The sequence below is a fragment of the Pandoraea commovens genome (assembly GCF_902459615.1).
Classification (GTDB): Bacteria; Pseudomonadota; Gammaproteobacteria; order Burkholderiales; family Burkholderiaceae; genus Pandoraea; species Pandoraea commovens.
In genome coordinates this window covers 104,046-127,181 of the sequence record NZ_CABPSA010000004.1, presented here as the reverse complement: position 1 = coordinate 127,181, position 23,136 = coordinate 104,046, and the positions used below count along the sequence as shown (strand labels likewise).

At 63.6% G+C, this 23,136-nt stretch carries 23 protein-coding genes; 11 read left to right on the top strand and 12 right to left on the bottom strand.

Annotation, left to right across the window (positions count from 1 at the left end; translation table 11 throughout):
- Positions 1 to 6: 6 nt before the first annotated feature.
- Complete coding sequence (locus PCO31010_RS13435) at positions 7 to 1,593, bottom strand: hypothetical protein (RefSeq protein WP_150664726.1); 1,587 nt, start codon at positions 1,591 to 1,593, stop codon at positions 7 to 9.
- 345 nt (positions 1,594 to 1,938) lie between these two features.
- Positions 1,939 to 2,853: a helix-turn-helix domain-containing protein gene (locus PCO31010_RS13430; RefSeq protein WP_150664725.1), complete on the bottom strand. Its 915-nt coding sequence runs from the start codon at positions 2,851 to 2,853 to the stop codon at positions 1,939 to 1,941.
- 398 nt (positions 2,854 to 3,251) lie between these two features.
- On the opposite strand from PCO31010_RS13430, the gene PCO31010_RS13425 reads away from it, so the two are divergent.
- The 6 genes from PCO31010_RS13425 (at position 3,252) to PCO31010_RS13400 (ending at position 9,517) form a co-directional block, all read left to right on the top strand.
- On the top strand, positions 3,252 to 4,349 hold the full coding sequence (locus PCO31010_RS13425) for a porin (RefSeq protein WP_397281263.1): 1,098 nt from the start codon (positions 3,252 to 3,254) through the stop codon (positions 4,347 to 4,349).
- Positions 4,350 to 4,541: 192 nt separating this feature from the next.
- Entirely contained in the window at positions 4,542 to 4,865 is a 324-nt protein-coding gene (locus PCO31010_RS13420) for a hypothetical protein (protein ID WP_150664724.1), read from the top strand.
- A gap of 103 nt (positions 4,866 to 4,968) precedes the next feature.
- The gene (locus PCO31010_RS13415) at positions 4,969 to 6,234 is read left to right on the top strand and encodes an MFS transporter (RefSeq protein ID WP_150664723.1); all 1,266 of its coding nucleotides are present in this window, start codon (positions 4,969 to 4,971) and stop codon (positions 6,232 to 6,234) included.
- A 53-nt stretch (positions 6,235 to 6,287) separates the two neighbouring features.
- The gene (locus PCO31010_RS13410; protein ID WP_150664722.1) at positions 6,288 to 7,253 is read left to right on the top strand and encodes a dihydroorotate dehydrogenase electron transfer subunit; all 966 of its coding nucleotides are present in this window, start codon (positions 6,288 to 6,290) and stop codon (positions 7,251 to 7,253) included.
- Positions 7,246 to 8,196, top strand: coding sequence for a dihydroorotate dehydrogenase (locus PCO31010_RS13405; RefSeq protein WP_150664721.1), 951 nt, complete (start codon positions 7,246 to 7,248; stop codon positions 8,194 to 8,196). Before PCO31010_RS13410 ends, PCO31010_RS13405 begins: the two co-directional genes overlap by 8 nt.
- 67 nt (positions 8,197 to 8,263) lie before the next feature.
- Positions 8,264 to 9,517: a hydantoinase/carbamoylase family amidase gene (locus PCO31010_RS13400; RefSeq protein WP_150664720.1), complete on the top strand. Its 1,254-nt coding sequence runs from the start codon at positions 8,264 to 8,266 to the stop codon at positions 9,515 to 9,517.
- Between the two features lie 75 nt (positions 9,518 to 9,592).
- On the opposite strand, the gene PCO31010_RS13395 is transcribed toward PCO31010_RS13400, so the two are convergent.
- The 9 genes from PCO31010_RS13395 to PCO31010_RS13360 all read right to left on the bottom strand — a co-directional run bounded on the left by PCO31010_RS13395 (position 9,593) and on the right by PCO31010_RS13360 (position 17,727).
- On the bottom strand, positions 9,593 to 11,053 hold the full coding sequence (locus PCO31010_RS13395; RefSeq protein WP_039403732.1) for a M20 family metallopeptidase: 1,461 nt from the start codon (positions 11,051 to 11,053) through the stop codon (positions 9,593 to 9,595).
- 186 nt (positions 11,054 to 11,239) lie between these two features.
- Positions 11,240 to 11,596, bottom strand: a complete 357-nt coding sequence (locus tag PCO31010_RS13390) for a hypothetical protein (RefSeq protein WP_150664719.1) — start codon at positions 11,594 to 11,596, stop codon at positions 11,240 to 11,242.
- Positions 11,596 to 12,018, bottom strand: a complete 423-nt coding sequence (locus tag PCO31010_RS13385) for a hypothetical protein (protein ID WP_150664718.1) — start codon at positions 12,016 to 12,018, stop codon at positions 11,596 to 11,598. The genes PCO31010_RS13390 and PCO31010_RS13385 overlap by 1 nt, the downstream gene beginning before the upstream one ends.
- 1,001 nt (positions 12,019 to 13,019) lie before the next feature.
- Positions 13,020 to 13,301 (bottom strand): hypothetical protein, encoded by a 282-nt coding sequence (locus PCO31010_RS13380; protein ID WP_150664717.1) that lies wholly within the window; start codon positions 13,299 to 13,301, stop codon positions 13,020 to 13,022.
- A gap of 94 nt (positions 13,302 to 13,395) precedes the next feature.
- Positions 13,396 to 14,340 (bottom strand): DNA/RNA non-specific endonuclease, encoded by a 945-nt coding sequence (locus PCO31010_RS13375; protein WP_246184600.1) that lies wholly within the window; start codon positions 14,338 to 14,340, stop codon positions 13,396 to 13,398.
- Between the two features lie 51 nt (positions 14,341 to 14,391).
- Positions 14,392 to 14,550, bottom strand: coding sequence for a hypothetical protein (locus PCO31010_RS26640; protein WP_157127412.1), 159 nt, complete (start codon positions 14,548 to 14,550; stop codon positions 14,392 to 14,394).
- 115 nt (positions 14,551 to 14,665) lie between these two features.
- Complete coding sequence (locus tag PCO31010_RS13370) at positions 14,666 to 15,310, bottom strand: FMN-binding negative transcriptional regulator (RefSeq protein WP_150664716.1); 645 nt, start codon at positions 15,308 to 15,310, stop codon at positions 14,666 to 14,668.
- A 178-nt stretch (positions 15,311 to 15,488) separates the two neighbouring features.
- Complete coding sequence (locus PCO31010_RS13365) at positions 15,489 to 15,923, bottom strand: DUF2501 domain-containing protein (RefSeq protein WP_373275396.1); 435 nt, start codon at positions 15,921 to 15,923, stop codon at positions 15,489 to 15,491.
- Between the two features lie 181 nt (positions 15,924 to 16,104).
- Positions 16,105 to 17,727 (bottom strand): restriction endonuclease, encoded by a 1,623-nt coding sequence (locus PCO31010_RS13360; protein ID WP_174984715.1) that lies wholly within the window; start codon positions 17,725 to 17,727, stop codon positions 16,105 to 16,107.
- A 566-nt stretch (positions 17,728 to 18,293) separates the two neighbouring features.
- Here PCO31010_RS13360 and PCO31010_RS13355 point away from each other — a divergent pair.
- The 5 genes from PCO31010_RS13355 (at position 18,294) to PCO31010_RS13335 (ending at position 22,025) form a co-directional block, all read left to right on the top strand.
- Entirely contained in the window at positions 18,294 to 18,992 is a 699-nt protein-coding gene (locus PCO31010_RS13355) for a phosphatase PAP2 family protein (RefSeq protein ID WP_150664714.1), read from the top strand.
- A gap of 101 nt (positions 18,993 to 19,093) precedes the next feature.
- Positions 19,094 to 19,855, top strand: a complete 762-nt coding sequence (locus PCO31010_RS13350; protein WP_150664713.1) for a sulfite exporter TauE/SafE family protein — start codon at positions 19,094 to 19,096, stop codon at positions 19,853 to 19,855.
- A gap of 142 nt (positions 19,856 to 19,997) precedes the next feature.
- Positions 19,998 to 20,660 (top strand): phosphoribosyltransferase, encoded by a 663-nt coding sequence (locus tag PCO31010_RS13345; RefSeq protein ID WP_150664712.1) that lies wholly within the window; start codon positions 19,998 to 20,000, stop codon positions 20,658 to 20,660.
- A 242-nt stretch (positions 20,661 to 20,902) separates the two neighbouring features.
- On the top strand, positions 20,903 to 21,433 hold the full coding sequence (locus PCO31010_RS13340; RefSeq protein WP_150664711.1) for a glycine cleavage system transcriptional repressor: 531 nt from the start codon (positions 20,903 to 20,905) through the stop codon (positions 21,431 to 21,433).
- The gene (locus PCO31010_RS13335; RefSeq protein ID WP_150664710.1) at positions 21,402 to 22,025 is read left to right on the top strand and encodes an SRPBCC family protein; all 624 of its coding nucleotides are present in this window, start codon (positions 21,402 to 21,404) and stop codon (positions 22,023 to 22,025) included. Before PCO31010_RS13340 ends, PCO31010_RS13335 begins: the two co-directional genes overlap by 32 nt.
- A gap of 77 nt (positions 22,026 to 22,102) precedes the next feature.
- Here the strand turns inward: PCO31010_RS13335 and PCO31010_RS13330 are convergent, their stop codons facing one another.
- On the bottom strand, positions 22,103 to 22,861 hold the full coding sequence (locus tag PCO31010_RS13330; RefSeq protein ID WP_150664709.1) for an IclR family transcriptional regulator: 759 nt from the start codon (positions 22,859 to 22,861) through the stop codon (positions 22,103 to 22,105).
- Positions 22,862 to 23,136 lie beyond the last annotated feature (275 nt).

The window sequence follows — 23,136 nt, the reverse complement described above, 5'->3', positions numbered from 1 at the left end:
GGTGACTTATTCCTGGTCGGGTGGCGGCGTCATGGGAAGCGGAGGCGCTTGCGTATCCGACGGGTTCGCCGGGTTCGCAACAGGTGGCAGTGCACGATATGACTTCGGGCGCGCCCCCGTTCGCAATGCCATTTGCTCAGGCGTTTCGTTGATCCAGTCCACCGTGGGACCGGCTGGGCGACGGACCGGCCGCGACATCGAACTACCCACCTCCCCCGAAAGACGTCGCACCGGTGGATGCTCACGCTGGGCCTCTCGATTTCGCTCGCCCTGCTGCTCGGCCAGACGCTCGACCGACTGGCTCCGTTCGAAGATGACGCTCAGACGCCCCGCACTCCCCGGATGGGCACCAATGAACTGCTCGACAAACTGTTCGCGGCGCGAGGCGGGCTGATCCTTCGGTCGGAAGGACTTCGTGGCGGATGCTGCCGGGGCCGCCTGCGTGTTCACTTCGTCTGGCGCGCCGTCTATGGCATCTGCCATCGAGCGAAGCAGCGTAGGCAACGCTTCGTCGTCATTCGATGCGCCGATCGGTGACGGACGCGCATCGAGACGCTTCGGCGTCGTCGCAGGCAAGGGGCCGTCGATGGGCGCTAGCCCGGACACGCCTTGTGGCGAATCGACTTCATCGAACTGCGCGTCGTCGTGCGGCGACTCGGACGATGCGCCGATCATCCGTCCGCCATCCGTATGCTGGAGGTCGTCCCGCAACTCACGCGCAGCGTGCTTCCAGTGATCGATCTCCAACGCTCGCGCGCCAAGCCACGACGCCGTCCCGGCTTGCGGCGAGTGCTTGGCATCGGCCAACACCGCCGAATACTCGTACAAGCCGAGTCCTTTCGCGCGGATGTCGTTCAACGTCACCGGCCGGTCGGCCGGATAGCCGAGCAGCAACGCGAGGCGCGCCGCGTCGTTGCGCGCACGAATTTGATTCTTCTGGAAGCGCGACTTCGACGTCGCTGGTTTGAGCACCACTTTGCCGCCACGAATCTTCAGTCGAAGCGGGACGTCGGCACCGCCCCTGGACATTTCGCGTTGCGCTTCACGCGCCATGTCGTTCAGCGCGATCAGCAGATTGCGCTCGGCCGTCAGTTCGTTGAATTTCCGGTCGTGAATGTTGACGGTGAGCGAGAGCATGGTGTCGCGCATCCTCGCCATGTCGGCGAGGTGTTGCAGCCCCATCGACTTTGCCGCCCCCTTCTGCAAACGGCCCGTAACACGGCTCATCCGGTCAAGTTCGTCGTTCACATGTGCGATTTCGCCCAACTGATCGACGACCGGCGTCGAATCAAAAGTACGCACGAACGCTCGGTTTTCCGGTGGAAGGCCGTAGCGCACCTGTTGCATGGCTTCGGTGCGTTTATCTTCGAATGAGATGTCGCGCTCGATGCAGCGCTGAAATAGCGTGTGCCAATTTTCGACGCGCGTTTTCATGGCTTCGGCGACGAGCGGCTGGGCCATCAGATCGTCGGCCGTCCTCCGCTCGAGCTCGCGATACGCTTGCCAGCGGCCAATCGTTACACCGTTGCTGTCCTCAACCGTTCTGGTGCGCTGCGGATAGGTCTGCCATGCCTTGCTGAGCGAACCCGCCACTGTCGGCGGCGCCGCGCCAAGTCGCGCAAAGTCCGAGCCGAAGCTGTGGCCGCATTCGCATGAAAGCGATCGACCCGCCAGTAGCACAGGCGCGGACGTTACCGACGGCCCTCCCTGCGAATAATTCCCGAAAGGTGTTCCCATCATTCATCTCCCATTAGTAATGGTGACTAAGGCCGGATGACCTTCGGGCACGGAGACTAGACGGGATGACTGCGAACGGATTTCGATTCCGTGGGAAAACTTCGCTTTGTGGCACCTATTGAGAGTGCGCCGGTACGCGACTACCGTCGTCGTCGACGCATCATGCGTGATCAACGCGCGATCAGCGTATGAAGCCGACCGTCAGAACCGCGCGAGCAACTGGCCGAGCAATGCGGCCCCTTCTTTGCCCTTGGCGGAATCGGCCCACAGACGGTCGATCATGGCGCGATACATGCCCACGCCATCGGGCGACGTGGTGATGGTGGCGATGCCGGTACGCAGGTTCGGCAACTCGCCGAGACGGAACGGCGACACTGCAACGTACGCCTCGCCCTGTGCTTCGAAAATCTGGAAGGTTTCGTTCGGCATGTTGTCGCTGACGATGCCGATCTGCACGCCCGCCGTGTCGGCTTCGAGGAATTCGACGATACGCGTCACCTCACGACGGGCAGCCATCTTGCGCTCCAGCTGCACGCCTGGCGGCAACCCCAGTCGCCCGACCAGCCCGTGATGCAGGAACTGCTCGATCTGACGCAGACCGATCAGACTGGTCACGGCCAGACGTTGACGCGAGAAACTCGATTTACGCTCCTGCAAGATGCCCAGCACGCGATCGATCGTGTTTTCCCAATGGCGGTCGACCAGCGTCGGCGGAATGCTCTCGTCGAGCATGTGACGCAGCCAGACGTCGTAGTCGTCGGACGTCAGCAGAAACGAAATCGGATCGAAGTGCGCGACGATGCGCTCGGAACGGCTTTCCAACTGGCGCATGCGCTCGAAGTAGCTCACGGCCGAATCGTGGTACTCGACTTCCACCCCAAGCAGATTGGCGAGCGATACGCCCAGCAATGCGGCGAGCCGCTCCAGCGTATCGATCTTGACGATCTCGCCGCGCTCCAGCTTGTAGATGGCGGCGCGTGAGATATCGAGTTGCTCGGCGACATCCTCACTACGTAATTCCGCTGCCAGCCGATAGGCGCGCAAGCGTTCGCCGATGGCGCGGAAATTGAAGCGCGCGCCTCGCGGCGCTCGGGATGTCGTTGCAGCTCGAGTCAAATCGCCCCCTGTTGGATACCTCTTGGAACCGCCCTCGTGCGAGACATTGCGGCACACTGCAAAACATTGAAATGCCGCAGATTGCGTCGTGCCCGCATGGCAGTGCCGGGATTATACCGGTCGCCTCGCGCGACTGACGGACTGTGCGTCGACCGTCCAAACGAAATCCATCTGCAAGCAAGCCGCGCGTGACGTGCCGTCCACGCCACACATCGACCGGTCGAATATTTTTCCGATTGTCTAATTTTTTAGATTTCCGCACGATTCGGGACACGGTGCCCCCATGCCGTGAGAATGCCGTCACTCGCAGACGGTCTGACAGCTTTTCGGGGATGACCCAACGCGCTGGCGGTGATAGCCTGCGCGCCGTCCAGAAATTTATACAAAACAAAGAGGGAATGATGAAGACCTGGCAAAAGGTGTTTGGGACGACTCGGGCCGCGCGCAAGGCCAGCGCCGTCGCGTTGGGTTCGGTTGCATTGGGCGCTGCGGCACTCGCAAGCACCGCACATGCGCAGTCGAGCGTGAGCTTCTACGGCTTGGCCGACGCCTACGTCGGCTCGGTCAAGAACCCGGGCGGCAACGCGGCCGCCGTGCAGCAAGGCGGCGGCATGACCACGTCGTACTGGGGCTTGTCGGGTACGGAAGACCTTGGCGGCGGCAATAGCGCGCTCTTCGTGCTTGAGAGCTACTTCCAGCCGAACAACGGCACCTACGGCCGTTTCGCGGGCGATAGCTTCTTCTCGCGCAACGCCTACGTCGGGCTGTCCAATACCCGACTGGGCACCTTCCGTATCGGCCGCATCACCACGCCGATGTACCTGGCGACGATCCAGTTCAACCCGTTCAACAACTCGTACACCTTCTCGCCGATGATCTTCCACACCTACAAGGGTCTGGGAACGCAGGGCGTGGTGGGTGACTCGGCCTGGAACAACGCAGTGGCCTACACCACGCCGTCCTACGCAGGACTGGCGGGCACGTTGCTCTACGCCACCGGCAACAGCGCCACGGACCACAGCGCGAAGAAGTGGGCCGCTGCGCTCACGTACGCCAACGGCCCGTTCGCCGCCGCCGTGAACTATCAGTACGTGAACTTCAGCGCCACGCCGGGCGACTTCGGCGCGCAACTGCCGGGCGTGACCGGGCTGACGAATCAGAACACCGTGCAAGTCGGCCTCTCGTACGATCTGGCCGTGGTGAAGTTTTTCGCGCAGTACATGCTCGTCGCGAGTCAGGCCGCCAGCGGCAACTTCCATGCGAACACGGGGCAGCTCGGCGCGTCGGTGCCGCTCGGTCTGGGCAGCGTACTGGCGTCGGTGGCCTACACCGGCTCGAACGGATCGGGCGACAACCAGCGCCGCACCACGTGGGCGCTCGGCTACGACTACCCGCTGTCCAAGCGGACCGACGTCTACGTCGCTTACAAGTACGACCACATGAGCGATATGTCGACGGGCCAGACGTACGGCGCAGGCATGCGCGTGCGCTTCTAAAGCGTCGCAGCGAAACGGTCGGCACTGTCGAGCCCCCGCTCGTCAGTGCCTCCCCTCCTGCGCCAGGCGTACAACCGATTCGCGCGCTGTCGCCGAACCTCCCCTTCGTCTCAGGGTTAGCCCCGATTATTTTCGTCTTGCCTGCCTTTTGATGTTCGATTAGTCTAAATATTTAGACAGATGGAGAGCACGATGGATCTGCAACTCGCATGCGCCTGGTTACAGCGCGACACGGTCGGTCTGTCCGACATCGAAGATTTCGCGGCACGCTGTCTGAATGCGTCGCGCACCGCCACGCGCGAATCCGCCGCGTTGCTGCTGCTTGCACAGGCCGCTCAGGCTTTCGTAGAAAGGCAGTCCGGCATTGCCATCAACGGGGAAACGTTCCACGCCTTTCTGACCCGCAGTAAAACGTCCGCGACGATGTTGCGCGACGCTGCCGCCGCTTCCGACGCCAGCTTTCTCGCTTCGCTCAATCAGTTCGCGGCCCAGCTGACGACCGAGGTCTACGCGTGACGTCACGCGTTTTTTTCACTTGATCGTCTAAAAATATAGACAATCTGACGAATGCGACGGCGCAATCGATCGCCACGGCATTCGCCTCCCACGGGAACCGATCATGGAAGCCAACCTGAATTCATCGCGTAGAGAACACGCGAGCGCCTCGCCCAACACCGGTGACGACACCGTCACCCCTTACGCATGGAAGGCGCTGGCGGGTTCTGCCATCGGCTATGCGATGGACGGCTTCGACCTACTGATTCTCGGCTTCATGCTGCCGGCGATCACGATCGGTCTGCACCTCACGGCGGGGCAAGCCGGTGCGCTCGTCACGTGGACGCTGATCGGCGCTGTGGCAGGCGGCATTCTGTTCGGCGCGCTTTCGGATCGTTACGGCCGCGTGCGCATGCTGACGTGGACGATTCTGTTGTTTGCGGTCTTCACCGGCCTGTGTGCGCTGGCGCAGGGCTTCTGGGATCTGCTGGTGTATCGCACGATTGCCGGTATCGGCCTCGGCGGCGAGTTCGGCATCGGCATGGCGCTCGCAGCAGAAGCATGGCCAGCGTCCAAGCGCGCACGCGTGTCGTCTTACGTCGCACTCGGTTGGCAGACAGGCGTGCTTGCTGCCGCGTTGCTCACGCCGCTGTTGCTGATGTACATCGGCTGGCGCGGCATGTTCGTCGTGGGTGTTCTGCCTGCGCTTGTCGCCTGGGTGTTGCGCAACAAGCTGCATGAGCCGGAAGTGTTCGTGCGCCGGGACAAGACGCAAAAGCACGGCAGCTCAAATGCGTTTCGTCTGCTCGTGAAGGATGCCCGTACCACGCGCGTGAGCCTCGGCATCGTGATTCTGTGTTCGGTTCAGAACTTCGGCTACTACGGCATCATGATCTGGCTGCCGACGTTCCTCTCGCAGAAGCTCGGCTTCTCGCTGACGAAGTCCGGCCTTTGGACCGCCGCAACGGTCATCGGCATGATGTTTGGCGTATGGGCCTTCGGGCAACTGGCCGACCGCATCGGGCGCCGTCCCACCTTCTTGCTGTATCAGGCGGGCGCAGTGGTCATGGTGATCGTCTATTCGCAGCTGACCGATCCGGGTGTCATGCTCTTCGCCGGTGCGTTCATGGGGATGTTCGTCAACGGCATGGTCGGCGGCTACGGCACGCTGATGTCCGAGGCGTATCCCACGGCAGCACGCGCGACGGCGCAGAACGTGCTGTGGAACATCGGACGCGCCATCGGCGGCCTCGGCCCGCTCGTGGTCGGTGCACTCGCCGCACGTTACTCCTTCCAGATTGCCATCGCGCTGCTCGCGAGCCTGTACGTGCTCGACATGATCGCCACGCGCTTCCTGATTCCCGAACTCAAAGGCACCGAACTCGAATAACGCTTGCCTCGTACTCGGCAAGCCCTCGCCCCCACTATCCGGAGCCCCCATCCATGTCCGTCGTCTCTCTGACGCCCAACAACGTCCCCCGCCCATTGGCGCGGGTGCCTTCGCCGACGTGCCATTCGCATGATGGGCATGAAGCTCATGAGGCGCAGCCAGACGCTGCCACGTGCGCATCGCCCGCCGGGCACATCGTCGCCACGCATCACTGCCGGGTACTCACGCATCACGCCGTCAACGCGCGTTATCGCTATCTGCGCTTGCAGGCGGATGCCCCCGTCGCGCTCACCACGCGCCCCGGGCAGTTCTATCAGTTGAAGTGTCCGGTGACGGAGAGCGAAGCGCCGTTCCTGCTGCGTCCGATGAGCGTCTACGGCACCGGCCCCGAGCCGGACACCATCGAGTTTCTTTACAACGTGACGGGCGTCGGCACCCGCGCACTCGCCACGCTGACCGAAGGCGCCTCGCTCGACATCGTCGGCCCGCTCGGCAATACGTTCACACTCGACACGCAATGGCAGCGCGTGATGGTCGTCGCCCGTGGCGTCGGTCTGGCGACGATGGCGCCGCTGGTGCAACGCGCCGCTGCGGCCGGTCTGCGACTGACGGTCGTGATGTCGGCGCGCAGCGAAGCCGATCTGATGCGCGACGAGTTTCTGCGCTCGCCCGAAGCCCGTGCACTGGCCGACGTGCATTGCGTGTTCGACAGTGATGGCTCATCAGCAGTCGCAGCGCTTGAGCCGCGCATCCGCGCCCTGCTCGCCGCAGCCCCCCACGACGCGGTGTACACCTGCGGCTCACATCGTCTGCTGATGCTGCTTCAGCGCGTGCTGGCCGCACACCCGGAGATCACGGGCGAAGTCGCAATGGAGCAACGCATGGCCTGTGGCATGGGCGTTTGCCTGTCGTGTGTGCGGCTGTTCGATTGCGACGGCGACAAGCAATTCCTGCGCGTGTGCCGTGAAGGCCCCGTGTTTGCCATTCGCGACGTCGTCGGGGAGGTGGATTTTGGCTGATCTTTCCGTTCGCATCGGTTCGCTCACGCTGCGCAATCCCGTGATGCCCGCGTCGGGCTGCTTCGCTGTCGAGTATGCCGAGGCGCTCGATCTGAATCGTCTTGGCGCGCTAGTCGTCAAAAGCGTGTCGCCCGACGCGCGGGCAGGCAACCCGACGCCGCGCGTGGCCGAGACCGCCAGCGGCATGCTCAACTCCATCGGCATTCCGAGCAAAGGACTCGACGCCTATCGCCGCGACGTGTTGCCTGCCTACACGCGCTTCGACACACCGGTCGTGGTCTCAGTGTCGGCCGACACCGCCGAGTCGTTCGGCGAAGCGTGCGAGACGCTGTCGCTGCCGGAGGTCGCTGCCATCGAAGCCAACATCTCGTGCCCAAATCTCGAAGCAGACGGCATGGCCTTCGCGATGCAGGCCGAGAGCACGTACAAGGCCGTGAGCGCGATCCGGCGTCGCACGTCGCACCCGTTGTGGGTGAAGCTCACACCGAACGCCGGTCAGATCGCGTTGATCGCGCGTGCCGCCGAAGATGCCGGTGCCGACGCCATCGTCATGGGCAACACGGTCCTCGGCATGGCCATCGACGTGCGCACCCGCAAGCCGAAGCTCGGCAACGTGATGGGTGGTCTCTCCGGCCCGGCAATCAAACCGCTCGCCGTGCGACTCGTGCATCAGTGCCATCGCGCCGTGCGCATCCCGATCATCGGCTGTGGTGGCATCGAGACGGCCGACGACGCCGTGGAATTCATGCTTGCCGGGGCGACGGCCGTGCAGGTCGGCACGGCGTCGTTCCGTGATCCGGCGGTCATGGGTCGTATCGTCGACGGGCTCGCCGCGTACTGCGACGCAAACGATGTCGAGCGCATTGCAACGCTCACCGGTGCTGTCGCGCTCGACGCACAACTGTCCGACCGTTGGCTGCGCTTTGCACAGCAGTCCGGCTGATTTGTCCCGTAACTCTTAGGGTCTGTTCACAGACCCTACATTGCATCACGCGAAAAGAAGCACACTCATGGAACTGAACGCGCTGGCCCCGCTGGCCGAGCAACTCTTCACCGACCTGCGCCGTCTTGGTAACGACGGCGTCGGTATCTCCCGCGACAGCTATGGCGACGGCGAGAATGCCGCCGCAGCCTACCTGACGGAATGGGCAGGTCACCAAGGCCTGAGCGTCACACGCGACCGCGCCGCCAATCTCGTCTTCGCGTTGCCGGAGGACGACGGCAACACCCCGGCCACATGGATCGGCTCACATCTCGACTCCGTCCCGCAAGGTGGCAACTACGACGGTCTTGCGGGCATCGTCGCAGGTCTGCTGTGCCTCGTCGAACAAAAACGCAGCCAGCGACACACTGCGACACCGGTACGCGTGCTCGCGCTGCGTGGCGAAGAAAGCGCATGGTTCGGCCGCGCCTACATGGGATCGAGTGCGTTGTTCGGCAAGCTGACCGACGCCGATCTCGCCATGCCGCATCGCAGCAACGGCCGCTCGCTAGGCGAGTGCATGGCGCAGGCCGGTGCGGACGTCGACGCTATTCGCGAAGGTGAGATGCTCTTCGACGCGTCACGCGCTAAGGCATGGCTGGAGCTTCACATCGAACAAGGTCCGGTGATGATTGCGCGCAACATGCCCGTGGCGATCGTGCCGGGCATTCGCGGCAATGTGCGTCACAACCGCGTGACGTGTGTCGGCGAGGCCGGACACTCGGGCGCGGTGCCGCGCTGGCTGCGCCACGACGCGATGTTTGCCGTGGCCGATCTCATTACGCGGCTCGACGAGCACTGGCGTGCATTGCTCGAGCGCGGTATCGACATGGTGGTCACCACCGGCATCGTCGGCACCGATCCCGCCGAGCACGCGATCTCGCGCATCCCGGGCAAGGTCGATTTCAGTCTGGAAGTGCGCAGCCAGAGTCTCGATACGCTCGACGTTTTCTATGAGCTGATGCGCACCGAATGCCACGCCATCGAGCGCGACCGGGGCGTGAAGTTCGTCTTCGACCGACGGTTGGCGTCGGCACCGGCCGTCATGGACAAGCATGTGTCTTCGCTGCTCGAAGACGCCTGCCGGGTGTTCGATCTGCCTCAGGAGCGTGTGCCGAGCGGTGCCGGACACGACGCCGCCATCTTCGCCAACGCAGGTATCCCAAGCGGCATGGTGTTCGTGCGCAACGCCAACGGCTCGCACAATCCGGCCGAGAGTATGGAACTCGACGACTTCATGCGCGGCGTGCAGGTGATGGAAGCGGCAACGCATCGGATCTGACGACGCGTCACATCCATAAAAAACGGGTCGCTTGATGCGACCCGTTTTGCGTTGCGAGCGAGCTGCGAAGACCGCTTACGGCGCCAGCGCGATCACCTCGGCCACGGCCGCCGTCAGCTTCTTCGCGTACGGCACGTGCAGGAACTCGTTCGGTCCGTGCGCGTTGGACTTCGGTCCGAGCACGCCACACACCATGAACTGCGCCGTCGGGAAACCGGCTTGCAGCGTGTTCATCAGCGGGATCGTGCCGCCCTGCCCGATATAGGCGACGTCCTCACCGTAGTGGCGTTGCGACGCCGTGTTCAGCGCCGACGTGAGCCACGGTGCGACATCGGGCGCGTTCCAGCCGGAAGCCGCGCCTGCGTCCGACTTGAACGTCACCTTCGCGTTGTACGGCGGGTCGACTTCGAGCAATGCCTTGAGTTCTTGCACCGCCTGCGCGGCATCGATGAGTGGCGGCAGGCGCAACGACAGCTTGAAGGCCGTGCGCGGACGCAGCACGTTACCGGCGTCGGCCAGCGCGGGCAGACCGGCCGCCCCCGTCACCGACAGCGACGGACGCCAAGTCGAATTGAGCAGCGCCTCCTTCGGATCGGTCGTGGTCGGCAGCACAGACAGGCCGTCCTGACCGCAGGCCCACGGCATCTTCTTCCAGACGTCGTCGCCAAGAATGTGTGCGGTGGCTTCGGCCTCCTTCAGACGTTGCAGCGGAATCGGGCTATGAAACCCCTTCGGCAGCACATTGCCGCTGCCCGCATCCTCGAGCCGTTCAAACAGCTGACGCATGATGCGGAAGCTCGACGGTGCAATTCCACCGTAACCGCCCGAGTGGATGCCCTCGTCGAGCACCTGCACTTCGAGACTGCCCGAGATCAGGCCGCGCAGCGACGTCGTGAGCCACAGTTGGTCGTAGTTGCCTGCACCGGAATCGAGACAGACGACGAGACTCACGCGACCGAGGCGGTCGCGCAACGCGTCGACGTACGGCAGCAAATCGTAGCTGCCCGATTCTTCGCAGGTCTCGATGAGACCGACGCAGCGCGGACGCTCCACGCCCTGCGCGTCGAGCGCGGCAAGCGCCGTCACGCTGGAATAAATGGCGTAGCCGTCGTCCGCACCGCCACGGCCGTAGAGCTTGCCGTCTTCGAACTTCGGCGTCCACGGCCCGAGGTCCTTGCGCCAGCCGTCGAACTCGGGCTGCTTGTCGAGGTGGCCGTACAGCACGATGGTCTCGGTGCTGCCCGAACGCGTGGCTGGCACTTCGAAGAAGATCACCGGCGTGCGGCCTTCCAGACGAATCACTTCAAGCTTGAGGCCCTTGACAGGCTGACGCTCCGCCCACTGAGCGGCGTCGCGCACCACGCGATCGATGTAGCCGTTGCGCGCCCAGTCGGCGTCGAAGCCGGGGCTTTTGGCCGGTACCGCAATGTAGTCGGTGAGCGCATGCAGGATTTCGTCGTTCCACTTGCGTTCGACGAATTCACGCAATGCGGCCGTGTCGAGCGACGGCTGAGTCGGGGTGACGATGTCGTTCATGGGGGAGTCCTTGGGGATGTCGTATGTCAGTGACGTGCCGCGCCACGTGCCATCCGGGCGGCCCGTCAGTGCAGCCAGATCCTGCACCGTGGGTTCGAGACGATCGAAAATCAGTCGGACGCGCGCTGGCCGTATGGCGTCATGATAGCCATTCCGCACCGCTTCGGTGGCCGAAGTTCACGCCATTCAATTGCCCGAGCCCGGCGGCCCGAACCGGAACACGATCTCGCCAGCAGCCCCGCTGGCCTTCACGCATGTGACGGTTTGCAGGCCTCTGCCCGGCACGTCGACCGAATGCTCGGTATCGGCCGCGCTGCAACGCCAGTAATAGGTCACCTGGCGCTCGCAGCGATTCGTGACTTCGTAGCGATAGCCGGTGACGTTCGCCGGCAGCGCGCGAATCGCGCCGCACGGCTGACCGCTGTTGTCGAGCGGCTCCGTAGGCGTTGACGGTGTTTGCGCGTGCAACGTGCCACTCGCCGCGAAGGCGAGAAGCACCAGCAAGCCTGAAATCCCCGCGTGCCGCTTTCCGTGGGTCGACATCAGATCCAACGCCATGCAATGGCGATGGCGCCGATGGCGACACCAATCGAGATGACCACGCCGAACCAAGCCAGCTGCGCACGCCGCGCACGACGACGGCTGGATTCCGACGTGTCGTAGAAACGACCCAATCCGCCCGAATAAAGCTTTTCCCAGCGAATTTCCATGGCGCACCTCACAAATCGATCAAACCGGCCCGCACTGCTTGTTCTTTTCTTCTTTATCGAAAGTTTTGAGGCGCAAGACAATTCGGATAAATCCGGGCACATTCCATAGCATGAAATACCTTGGAATCTTCCTAAAATTCCGACACCGCGCCGTCGCTTGAAGATCGCACTATTCTTTAGGAATTGCAATAGCGTGAACTCGCATAATGCGACGCCAAAGCCACGAGAGACCACGTCATCGACGATGGTTATCAACGTCCGAAGCGATCTCACGCACGCTTAAACGTGGTGCACGGAATGGATTTAACGGGGGAATTGTGAAGACTTAGGAGAATTGTGCCGGAACGGCTTTTACGCAGACACTGCGCGCTTGTAACAAAACGTTTCAATGAGGGGACAAGCGGTCGTTCGAATCGGGCGATTGAACGTGCGCGTCAAAACGCATCGGCCAGCGGTAAAGCGCCGCGACAATGGTGGAGAAAGCCGGAGGCTTGTCAGTCCCGATGGCTGAAGGCAACGTAGCGCGGCGATCCGCCGGAGGCGGTGCCGCGCACGAAAAGGAAGGGGAATGTGACTTTAGCGTCCCAGGAAGGCCGCCCCTACTGACAACAGCACGAATCCGCCGACACTACAGGCGATCGCGATTGCCAACAGGCGTTGAAAGAGTTGCTCGCGCTCACTAGCGCTGCGATGGGAACGGGGTGCATCGTGATGAATCGTTCCCCACCCACTCGAATACACTTTTTTCCAACGGATGTGCATAAGTTACCTCGCGTTGTTTAGTGCTCGTAGCCTTGCCGGTCATCGATTCTCGCTATCGGAATCGACGAGACGCAGGGCTAGTATGCGCTTTGTCTGCGAACGGTAAACCCCTCATCCGTGCTGCGTCGCCGCAAGCCAAACGGTTGATTCGTATGGTTTTCGAGACGGGAAAGTGCGACACCGAATACCGTCACAATGACGCGATTCGAGTTTTTTGGCCCGACGTGTCAATGCGACAGAATGTCGCAGGTGCGACAAGTTGTCGCGCAACCCGCATGAACCGTGGAATCCACTGATTTTCTGACTGCGACACACGCGAGCCTGTCGCAGGTCACACTCGGGCAATCGGTGCCGCAGCGACACAGGACTCACTGGGAAATAGGGATCGCGCACCGCGTTTCGTGCGGCGCAACATCGATTTTTTAAATAAACGACAAATCTGGGGTAAATCCGGGGGAAGCGATCTGCCCGGCGCTCGACTCCCCCCATTCCCATCAAGATTCAAACGGGTTTTTGACCTGTTTCTCTGTGGTCCCTGCCGGTGATTCGGCATGCGCGGGCAAGTCGGCGTCGGCAAGCTCGTTCACCACGGCATCCAGCACCGCTTTGAGCACCCGCGCGTGACGCAACCCTTCGGCATCGCGGCGCAACTCCAGATTGCCGAAGATCACCACGTGATCCTTATGGTTTTCGACGCTCAGCTCGCCGAGCGAGAGGGCATCGGCATCGTTGGCGAACGGCGAGAAGCGGTCATTGGCGGAAGACGATGACGTCATGAGGACTCCTGAATCGGGGGAAATCAGTCGTAAAACCGGTTGAGGGTCAACGCACGACAACATCCGGGGGATATCCCAAATGCTGTCGGTGAGCTTAACGGATGATCGTACGCAAGAAGTCGAGCACCGTCTGCACTTCGCGGTACGTCGGCACGTCCTGCTCGCGTTTTCGCTTGCTGCCACCGCCCGCCGCCTTGGGTTTAGGCAGCGACATCGCCGTGCTTTTAACGCTCGCGGGCATGCCGGGGAAGAAGTCGATTCCGGCGAGTTTTTCAAGTTCGGCCACGCTCACGACCGAATAGTCGCCCGTCGCCTCGTTCGCCACCAGATACGCGCCCGCCTGCTTGCGCTTCGGGTCGTAGACGACCTTGAAGAGCTGCGTGGGCACCATCACCCGGTCACCCACTTGCGTGATCGTCTTGCCCTTGAAAAGCGGTCCGGTGATCACGAACAATTCGCCCCGGTCCTGCGCGAGCTTACGCACGCTCGACTCGATGCCCGCCCACAAATAGCGATTGTTCTCGCTGTTCTGCGGCACCATGTTCGACAGCGAAAAACTTTCGGACTGTGCCCGCGAGTCCGGCATGTCGGCGGAAGGTGCCATGTGCCCACGGTCGTAGCCAGAGCGCACGTAATCGCGCAACTCGGCGCGTTCGCTCGCAGGCAGTTGCGACTCGGCGTGGAAGTTGTTCACGCGCGAGATCTGGCGAGCGTCGCTCAGCCCGGCGCGGGTGAGATGTTCGGCGGACCAGAGCGGTGTGCGCGTCACGCCCGAGTGCATCACGCCGAACGCACTGAAGCACACCTCGCGTGCGGCACGCGTCATGGCGCTGTTGGTGATGTCGGGGGCCGTGCCAGACCAGTAGTGATCGCCACACGCCGATACCGCAGCATTGGCCGCGTTCGGGAACGCCACGACCGCAGCAACAGCCCCGATAGCGAATACGGAAGAAAGGGAGAGAGAGATTGCCAACTGCCCGGCCATCGCGCGCAAGCGGCTTGCGCGCACTGCGGTGACCGTCCATCGAGACTGCTTCATCGCACTGCTTTGGGGAAGACGTAAGGGGGTGCGATTGTAGCGGATGAACGGCTATTCGGGGACGACGTTCCCCGCGCCGTAAGCGGCGCATTGCAATGTCTGGGCGGGGCCGAGATTGTCACATTCGTCCGCCTGTGCGCTCGGCATCCAGGCCTGCTCAAGGAAGAGCAGGCAGAGCATCAACGCGAGCATGAGAAGCAGCGTCTTCATTGCGGCATCCGGGTTGGGTTGCCGCATTGTATGCGGGGATGTCCGTACAAAACCCATCCCCGGCGCACTGAATTGTTTCGTTTCGTTACCGAGCCTGGCGGCGCGAGCGGTCCGGTCAGGCGTCAGCCACGTCGCCACGCTGCGCGACGAGCGCCGCCAAGGCCTCGCTGTCCGGCCCCAGTGCACGCAGACCGTTCACCACGCCGACACGGTCGGGCATCGCGCGGTTCTGCGACATCTTGAATTTGCCCTCGATGCGACGAATCGGAATCTCCACACCCACAATGGCGCGCAGCATGCCGTCGATGAAGTCCTCCGGGGCATCCTCGACCGCCCACGGTGCGGGAAGGCGCAGCTCCTGCGAGTTCGTCAGGTCACCGACCAGTCGCCGCAGCCAGGCCGCGTCGTCGATCACGCGTGGCTTGCCCCATACGTGCACAGCTGCGTAATTCCACGTCGGCACGACCTTGCCGTGCTCGGCCTTGGCGGCGTACCACGAGGGCGTGATGTACCCCTGAGGCCCCGTGAATGCGATCAGGCAATCGTCCACATCGCGCAGTGCCGGTCCATGCGGATTAGCGCGTGCCAGATGCCCGCGCAGCGTCCCGAACTCACCTTCGTCGGCATACATCAGAAACGGAATCGAATCGGCGATCAGCCCCTGCGCACCGGCGCTCACGAGCAACCCGAGCGGATGCGTACGAATGAGATCGTGCAGGACTTCAGAGCGATCTTCGGTGAAGGCGGCGGGCTGATACATCGATGACTCCGGACATGGGGGTGGGGTTGGAATGACGCTAAGCGTACGTCCACGCGTGGCTCTGGGCCAAGACCCAATATCGATGATTTTTTTGATGCCACGCTCGAGTGTCGAAAAGCGACCTGACGGAGGGCATTCGCCGCCCGTCAGGCATCCGTTCCAACGATGCGTGGAACGGTCAAAGGAACGACTTGGCCTGATCGAGCACCTTGTCGCAGACCTTGCGGGTGAGTTGTTCTTTGAGGCCACCGCCGTTCAGATCGACGGTCTTGCCGTCGGGCGACGACAGCAGCCCCTTCGCGCCGTCGAGATAGCCGGGGCTGGCGGCAGGCGAACCGGACTGCGTGCCGATCTTGCCGAGCAGCTTGTCCTTCACGTCCGTCGCCGAATTCAGATTTGCGCCGCCCAGATAGTTGTTCTTGATGCAGAACTGGAGCACACCGGTCGCATTGCCGATGCTGCTCGATGTGAGCGAGCCGCCCCCGCCCGACGCCAGGCCGCCGAGGCTGCCCGCCAGACCGCCCGTATTGCCACCGCCCGAGTTCCCGCCGCCAACGGCGTCCATCAGGTTGCCGATTTGCGCATAGGCGGCCATCGGCATGCCGACTGCCATCACCAGTGCGACGCTCGCGGCGCCCGCACCAGCCCATCGTTTCAGGCCCGCTGTCGTTACGGGGCTTGCCTTGCATTCCATGCGTCGGGACATACGATCCTCCGGGATGTGAATGACGTGGGGTCAGGTCGAGCCACTATAACAGGCCATCTCCCACGGTCTTTCACACGTCCCGTGCGCCTCAGAACAGCGCCGCAGTCGTATCCACGGTTTCCGGCACGACGACACTGGCGTCGACACCGGCATTTTCCTTGAGCAGGAAGACGAGATGATGTCCGGAGAGCAGCTCGATGCGACGGTCGCGCGCGAACTCCTCGACGCCGTCGTCGAACTCGCCGGTGGTGATCAGCATGCCGCGCGCAGCGCCGATCTGTTGCATCTCGGAGAGCATTGCGCGCGCCGCCGTCAGTTCCAGCCGTGCGTTGCGATCCATCTCGCGGAAGATGTGGACGACGACGTCGCCGCCGAAAATCGGATGCGGGTCCCATGCGCGGCACGTCAGCATGCCTTCCTGTTCGCCGGGCACCAGCGGCGGGCCTTCGAAACCATGCGAGCGCAACAGATGGAACATCACCTGGGTGAAGTCCTTGTCGCTGAGCGTCATCAGATTGAAGCGGCGGTCGACGGCCACATCGGCATCGGTGATGACTTGCGTCATATCGACACCTGCCACCGGCGTTACCGGCTGCAGCGCGTCGGGTCGTGCCGACACGCGCGCACCGAGCGCCGCCAGATGCGTGGTGGCGTCACCTTCGCTCAGCACGAGCGCCGCGAAATCGGCGCGGGCCGCATGTACGCTCGCAAGACAGATGCGCGCGTCGCCATCATTCGCATAGAGGTTGAGAACGACGGCCCCCACGTGCCGCAGCGGATCGGCGGCGAACAACTCATGCAACGAACGCAACACAATCTGTTGCAGCGCACCGGCGTAGGCCTGTGCACGAATGGCGTCACCAGCGGGCGTACCTTGCACAGCGTCTTCCGCCGCGTTGTAGTGATAGTCGAGCGCCGTCGGCACGGCAGCGTCGAGCGTCGGCACGTCGTACCCGATGGCCAACAGCTTGAGGTTCTCGACGTAATGTGCGGCGAGCGTTTGCTGGAACGCTTCCGGATAGGGACTGCGGCTGAGCACGATGCGCGCGTACCCCGTCACGGCAGCGGCCTCCCCGCGTAGCAGCGCGCCTTCGAAATCGGCCACGGCCGCGTTGTGACGGGTGCTCTCGGCGCGCGCCGCTTCCGTCGCCTTTTGTTGGGCGATCTGAAGGATCATCGACCCCTGGGTCCGGCGAATCTTCGAGGCTTCGTATTCGCGCTCCGCATGGACAAACTCGCTGCGCGCCTTGGCGACGGTCTGCTCATAGCGTCCGGACGCGCCGGGCATTGCCAGCGCCAGTCGCCCCGGCTTCTCGGGTGCGAACGTCTCCCACTCGGGCTTCGCCAGAATCTTCGGCAAATGTCGCGTATCGAGCACGGGAGGCGTATTGCGCGCGCGCAGATCGGCCGGAGGAATGCGCAAGTCGCGGGCGAGCCCATCGGCAAGCAGGCGCTCCAGTCGCGCCACTTCGAACTTCGCGCGCGCACCCTGCGCGGCGGCGTCCGCCTGTCGCCATGCCAGCCGCAAGCGCTCGCTTGCGACCGGGTCGGCGGCCGGTGCTTCTTCCCAGGCACGTTGCGCCTGATCCAGCGCGCGGACTTCCGCCAGCGAGCGCGCCTGCGATTGTGCGTGCTGCTGTTCGCGCGTGTGCGCTGCGCGCCAGAACTCGCGCGCCAGCCGATCGATGATGCTCTCGAATCCCCGATTCACTACTGCCCCCGCATGCAATTTTGATTTTGTTTTGACGAGCGAACTGACTGCCGTACCTCGACCATGCTCAGACCGTGCCTGCGCTGCGCCGGGACGGTCCGTCTTTCTCTCGGTATCGTCATGCGGACAGACCATCCACCGCCGACAATTTCCGATCATTCCCAACCATTACGTAGGGGACGATTGTAGGACGTTGCCCCGGTTCGCCGCAAAAAAATCTTTGATTCTCAAGAGATCGGAGCATGTCACGGTTGCAACGCCAGCGTCCTGATCGTCATCAAACCGCCATCGCTTCCGGGCAAGCTCCGGGGTCGAGCCTCGCCATCGCGGTCTCCCCCCGGCAGACGGCCGACGCGCCGGTCGCGAACGCCAACAGCCTTCAATGAGGTACGTCGGCGGGTTCGCGTACCGAACGCCGCTCAACGCCGCGTGAATACCCCGCTTTTGGGACGAGCCCGTCTCCGCGACTCCAATGGCGACTACCATGACGCGATCTCGCCGAACGTCGCTCAGCGCCGATTGCGCCCGACTTCCGGCGGTTGCCCCCTCTTCTCCGAAATCGCGTCATGACCGAACTCGCTCCGAACGCCGCCCCCACCACCTCGGCCACCCCTGCCACTTCGACGCCTTGCCTGCGCACCGCGTGGTTCAGCGCACTGGCCTGCCTGCTGCTCGCGCTCGTCGCGATTCCCTGGGTCGACCGCCCTGTCGTCGACTTCGCCCATATGCACACACAAGGCACTCGCTGGATTCAGCACATCGCAGAGTTGCCCTCGCCGCTGTTCGTGCTGGCGTGGCCGACGTTTCTGATCGTCGGCGCGGTGTTGTTCTTCCGCCGCAAGCTGCCGTCGTGGGCGGTCACGTTGTGGCTCGCGGCGGGCGCTGTCGGCGTTGGCAGTCTGGCCAAGCAAGCGCTGAAATTCGTCTTCGGACGCACCTGGCCCGCCACGTGGATCCATGAGAATCCGTCGTATTTGCGAGACGGCGTTTTCGAATTCCGGCTCTTTGGCGGCAACAGCGCCGCCTTCGCATCGTTTCCCTCCGGTCACCTCACCGTGATCCTCGCGTTCACGACCGTGCTCGCCCTGCGTCATCGCGTGCTTCGCGTACCGTGCGCCATCGCCATTGCACTGACGGCCTTCGGACAACTCGCCGCCGCCTATCATTGGACGAGCGACGCGCTTGCCGGGGCCGCACTCGGTATTGCCGTCGGCTCGCTCTTCGTCATGGGCTGGCAGCACTGGCAGGCAGGCCATCGCGCCTGAACCGGGCGTACGACAGCGCGGACAGCAGCGCCTACCGAATGCCACGACCCCGTGCATCTGCGCACGGGATCGCCGCATAATGTCGGCGGAAAACTAAAAACATGACCGCCGATCCACTGCTTCCCCTCCTCCCGCTCATCGCCGGTGCCTGCATCGGCGGCTTCGTCCAGGGCTTGTCCGGCTTTGCGTTCAGTCTGGTAGCGCTTTCGTTCTGGGCGTGGTCGTTGCCGCCCACGCTGGCAGGTCCGCTCGCCGCCTTCTGCTCGCTCGTCGGCCAGATCCTCGCGTTGCGCACCGTGCGCCGGGCGGTGCCGCTGGCGCGTCTTGCGCCGTTCGTATTGTGCGGACTGGTGGGCGTGCCGGTTGGCGTGTGGATTCTGCGCTACCTCGATCCGGTGTGGTTTCGGGCGGGCATCGGCGCCATCCTTGTCATCTATTGTTCAATCCTGTTGCTCGCGGCGCACCTGCCACGCATTGCGCACGGCGGCCGGGCGGCCGACGGCGTCGTCGGTTTCATCGGCGGCGTGATGGGTGGCATCGGAGGGCTCGTCGGCGTGGTGCCCACGCTGTGGTGCACGCTGCGCGGATGGGACAAGGACATGCAGCGCGCCGTCATGCAGATCTTCTTCATCGTCATGCACACGCTCACCATCACGCTTTACGCCGTGCATGGTGTGATCACCGCGCAGACACTGCACGCGTTCGCGATTGTCGTACCGTCGATGATCCTGCCGACGCTCGCGGGCGCGTGGGCTTACAAGTTCCTCTCCGACCACATGTTCCGGCGCATGGTGCTGGCGCTGCTGGCCTGCTCCGGCGTGACGCTGCTCGTCGGCACGGTGCCCGAACTGCTGGCGCGTTAAGACGGACGTCGCACAGACAATGTCCGTCGCAACGCGTGAAAGTACGCGCGCGCGGACACATTCGATGCAAACGAGCATCAGGCCCCGGCGTTACGATGGGATGATTCCCGTCGCCTGCCGGGCTCGCCCCCGCGCCCTTGCCATGTCTGCCGTAGCCTCGTTTCTCGATCGTGCCGCCGCAGGCAATGCGCTGGCCGAAGTGCTCGCCACGCACGCGTTGCTGTCGCGCTGCGCACCTCCCCTGGTGCTCGCCATCCCGCGTGGCGGTGTGCCGGTCGCCATGCCGATCGCGCGCCAGTTGAACGGCACGCTCGACGTGTTGCTCGCGCACAAGCTGCGAGCGCCCCATCAGGCCGAACTCGCGGTCGGCGCAGTCGACGAATTCGGCGGCATCTTTCTTGCCGATCATGCGCTCTCGCTCGGCGCAACCGGTACGTATCTCTCGCATGAGAGCGCCCGCCAGCGAGCGTTGATTCAGCAGCGGCGTCAGGCCTATACACCGGGACGCGGCGCACCACACGTCATGGGTCGCCCCGTCGTCATCGTCGACGACGGCATCGCGACGGGTGCCACGATGACAGCGGCGTTGCGCGCGATGCGACGACTGGGCGCAACGCCGCTCGTAGCTTGCGCACCGGTGGGTGCGCGCGACGCCATCGCACGTCTGAGCCCGCTGGCCGACGCCGTCGTCTGTCTGGAAACACCGCAGCCGTTCTATGCGGTCAGCGTGGCATACAGCGACTTCGCACAGACGGACGACGCGACCGTTATCGCCTTACTCGCGATGGCGGCGGATCGTCCTTGATTCGCCGTTCTCCCCTGCCCATACGCCACCGCCAGCCCGTCCCTTCAACGTCCTCTCGCATCCGGCATTGCCCGCCGTAGCGGCGCACCCCGCGATTGCACTACACTTGAGCCTGCTGCGCGCAACGTATCGGTCGGCTCACCTTGAATCGCCACGACGTCAGGGACCACGACCGGCACATCCTGAATCACGAGCGCGCGGCATGCGCCGCCTCTTGCCCCTCAGTGTCGATGGAGCCTGTGATGACGACGTCCCTGATTCTCAACGTGATCGGTCCGGATCGCCCGGGTCTGGTCAATGCGATCGCCGATCGCGCCACCGCCGTCGGCGCCAACTGGCTGGAAAGCCGTCTCGCCAATCTTGCGGGCCAATTCGCCGGCATCATCCATCTTCAGGTTCCCGACGAGCAGACCGAAGCGCTCACTAAAGCGATGCACGCGCTTGAGACGCACGGCCTGCAAATCTCCGTCACCCACGCGCAAAGCGCCGCCGCCGATCCGGGCGCGCGCGCGCTTCAGCTCGATCTGGTCGGACAGGACCATCCGGGCATCGTCAAGGAAATCTCACACGTGTTGTTCACGCGCGGCATCTCCATCGACGAACTCGCCACAGAGTGTGTCGAGGGCTCGATGTCCGGCGGCACACTGTTTCGTGCGACGGCGCGCCTGCACGTGCCTGCGAGCGTAAGCACCGATGCATTGCGTGAGGTTCTGGAAAGCCTGGCCGACGACCTGATGGTCGATGTCGAACTCGATTCGCCTCCCGGTGCGTGAGCGCGCGCCGATGAAGCGAGTCTTCCTGTTCCTGCTCGGGGCGGTGGCCATCGTCGCCCTGCTGTCTTTGTTGCCTCTGCCGTTCGAGCGCCAGACGCATGTCGTCACCGTGGTCACGCTGCGCGCCCCGCCGCAAGCCGTCTACGACTACGTGACGACACCGGCGAACTGGCCGAAATGGCATCCGGCATCGCTTGCCGTGCAAGGCATGACCGATCATCCGCTGACGGTCGGGGAAGAAGTCGCAGAAGAATTCCGGCTCGCGGGACGTCACGGCATCCTTCACTGGAAGGTCGTGGAGGCAAAGCCGCCGTTCGAATGGCGCATCGAGGGTGAGGTCAATCGACGGCCGTCGGGTGCCGTGCGCTACACGCTGACGCCGGACGGCACGGGCACGCGCTTCAAGCGCGACTTCATGTATCGCACCCCGAATCTGCTGTTTCTGATCCTCGATCCGGTCTTTATCGGCCCGCGCATGCGTGCCGAGTCGGCGCAGGGGGCCAAGCAGCTTGAGCAGATGTTCGAGGCGCTCGCGCCGGGCGTGCCGTCACCGGCATCGGTGCCGGAGGCCGCCAGCAGCGCAGGGCAATAAGCGACGTAAGCGAGGTAAGCGAGGTAAGCGAGGTAAGCGAGGTAAGCGACGCCCTGCCCCTGCCTGCACGCGGACGATTACTCGTTGAAGGTCGCCGCCATGGTCTCGGCGGCACGCTGAAGTTCGGGCAGGAACGTCATGAGCTGTTCGAGCGTGCAGTGTTGCGCGCTGGCCTGCACGGCGATGGCCGCACATGCGCGGTTGCGGTCGAGCATCACCGGCACCGCAACGGCGATCATGCCCGGCACGTGCTCTTCGTTATTGGTGCCCACACGGCGCTTGCGCGTCTCGACGAGTTCCTCGCGCAGATCCTCCAGATCGGTGATCGTGTTCTCCGCGCGGGGACGCAGCGGCAGGTGCGCAATCAGCTTCTCACGTCGCGCTCTGGGCAGGAACGCCAGCAACAGCTTGCCGCTGGCGGTGCAGTGCAGCGGCACGCGCGAGCCGGGCGAGAGCTTGAGCTGACGCGACCAGTCGGTCTCCACGCGATCGAGATAGACGAGGTCGTCGCCCGACAGCATCGACAGATTGCAGGTCTCGCCGAGCTTGTCGACCAGTTGCTGAAGCACGGCATGGCGCGCCGCCGCCGGCCCCACGTGCATCAGCGCATTGATGGCCATGGCGCGCACACGCGACGACGGCTCGTAATGTCGGCTGCCTGCTTCACGAGTCACGAGCCACGCGGCTTCGAGTTGTTTGAGAATGCGATGCACTGTCTGCTTGGGCAGACCGATCGCGGCGACGATCTCCGCGAGTGTCATCGGGGCGCCTGAGGCGCTGAGGATTTCGAGAATACGAAATGCGCGGACGGCCGCGGCGTTCGACTGATTGCTCATGCCGGTTGGGTCTCGGGTTCGAGTTGTGTTCTAGATCGTTATCGCTCGCGGCGGCTCCCTCCAGTCCCACATCGACACGCCACCGCGCCAGCCCGCTCCCAAGCCTCCACGTCGCCGTGCCGTCGCGCCGCGACGTCCCGTTTTCCGCATTCTAGTGCCAATCTTCTATTCAGACGATTGGAGATAAACCCGGAGAGATGCCTGATATTTCATACCAACGGCCAGAGACCGGGGGGATGGCGCGCCCGGGACGGCCTGCGACCAGCGTCACAAAT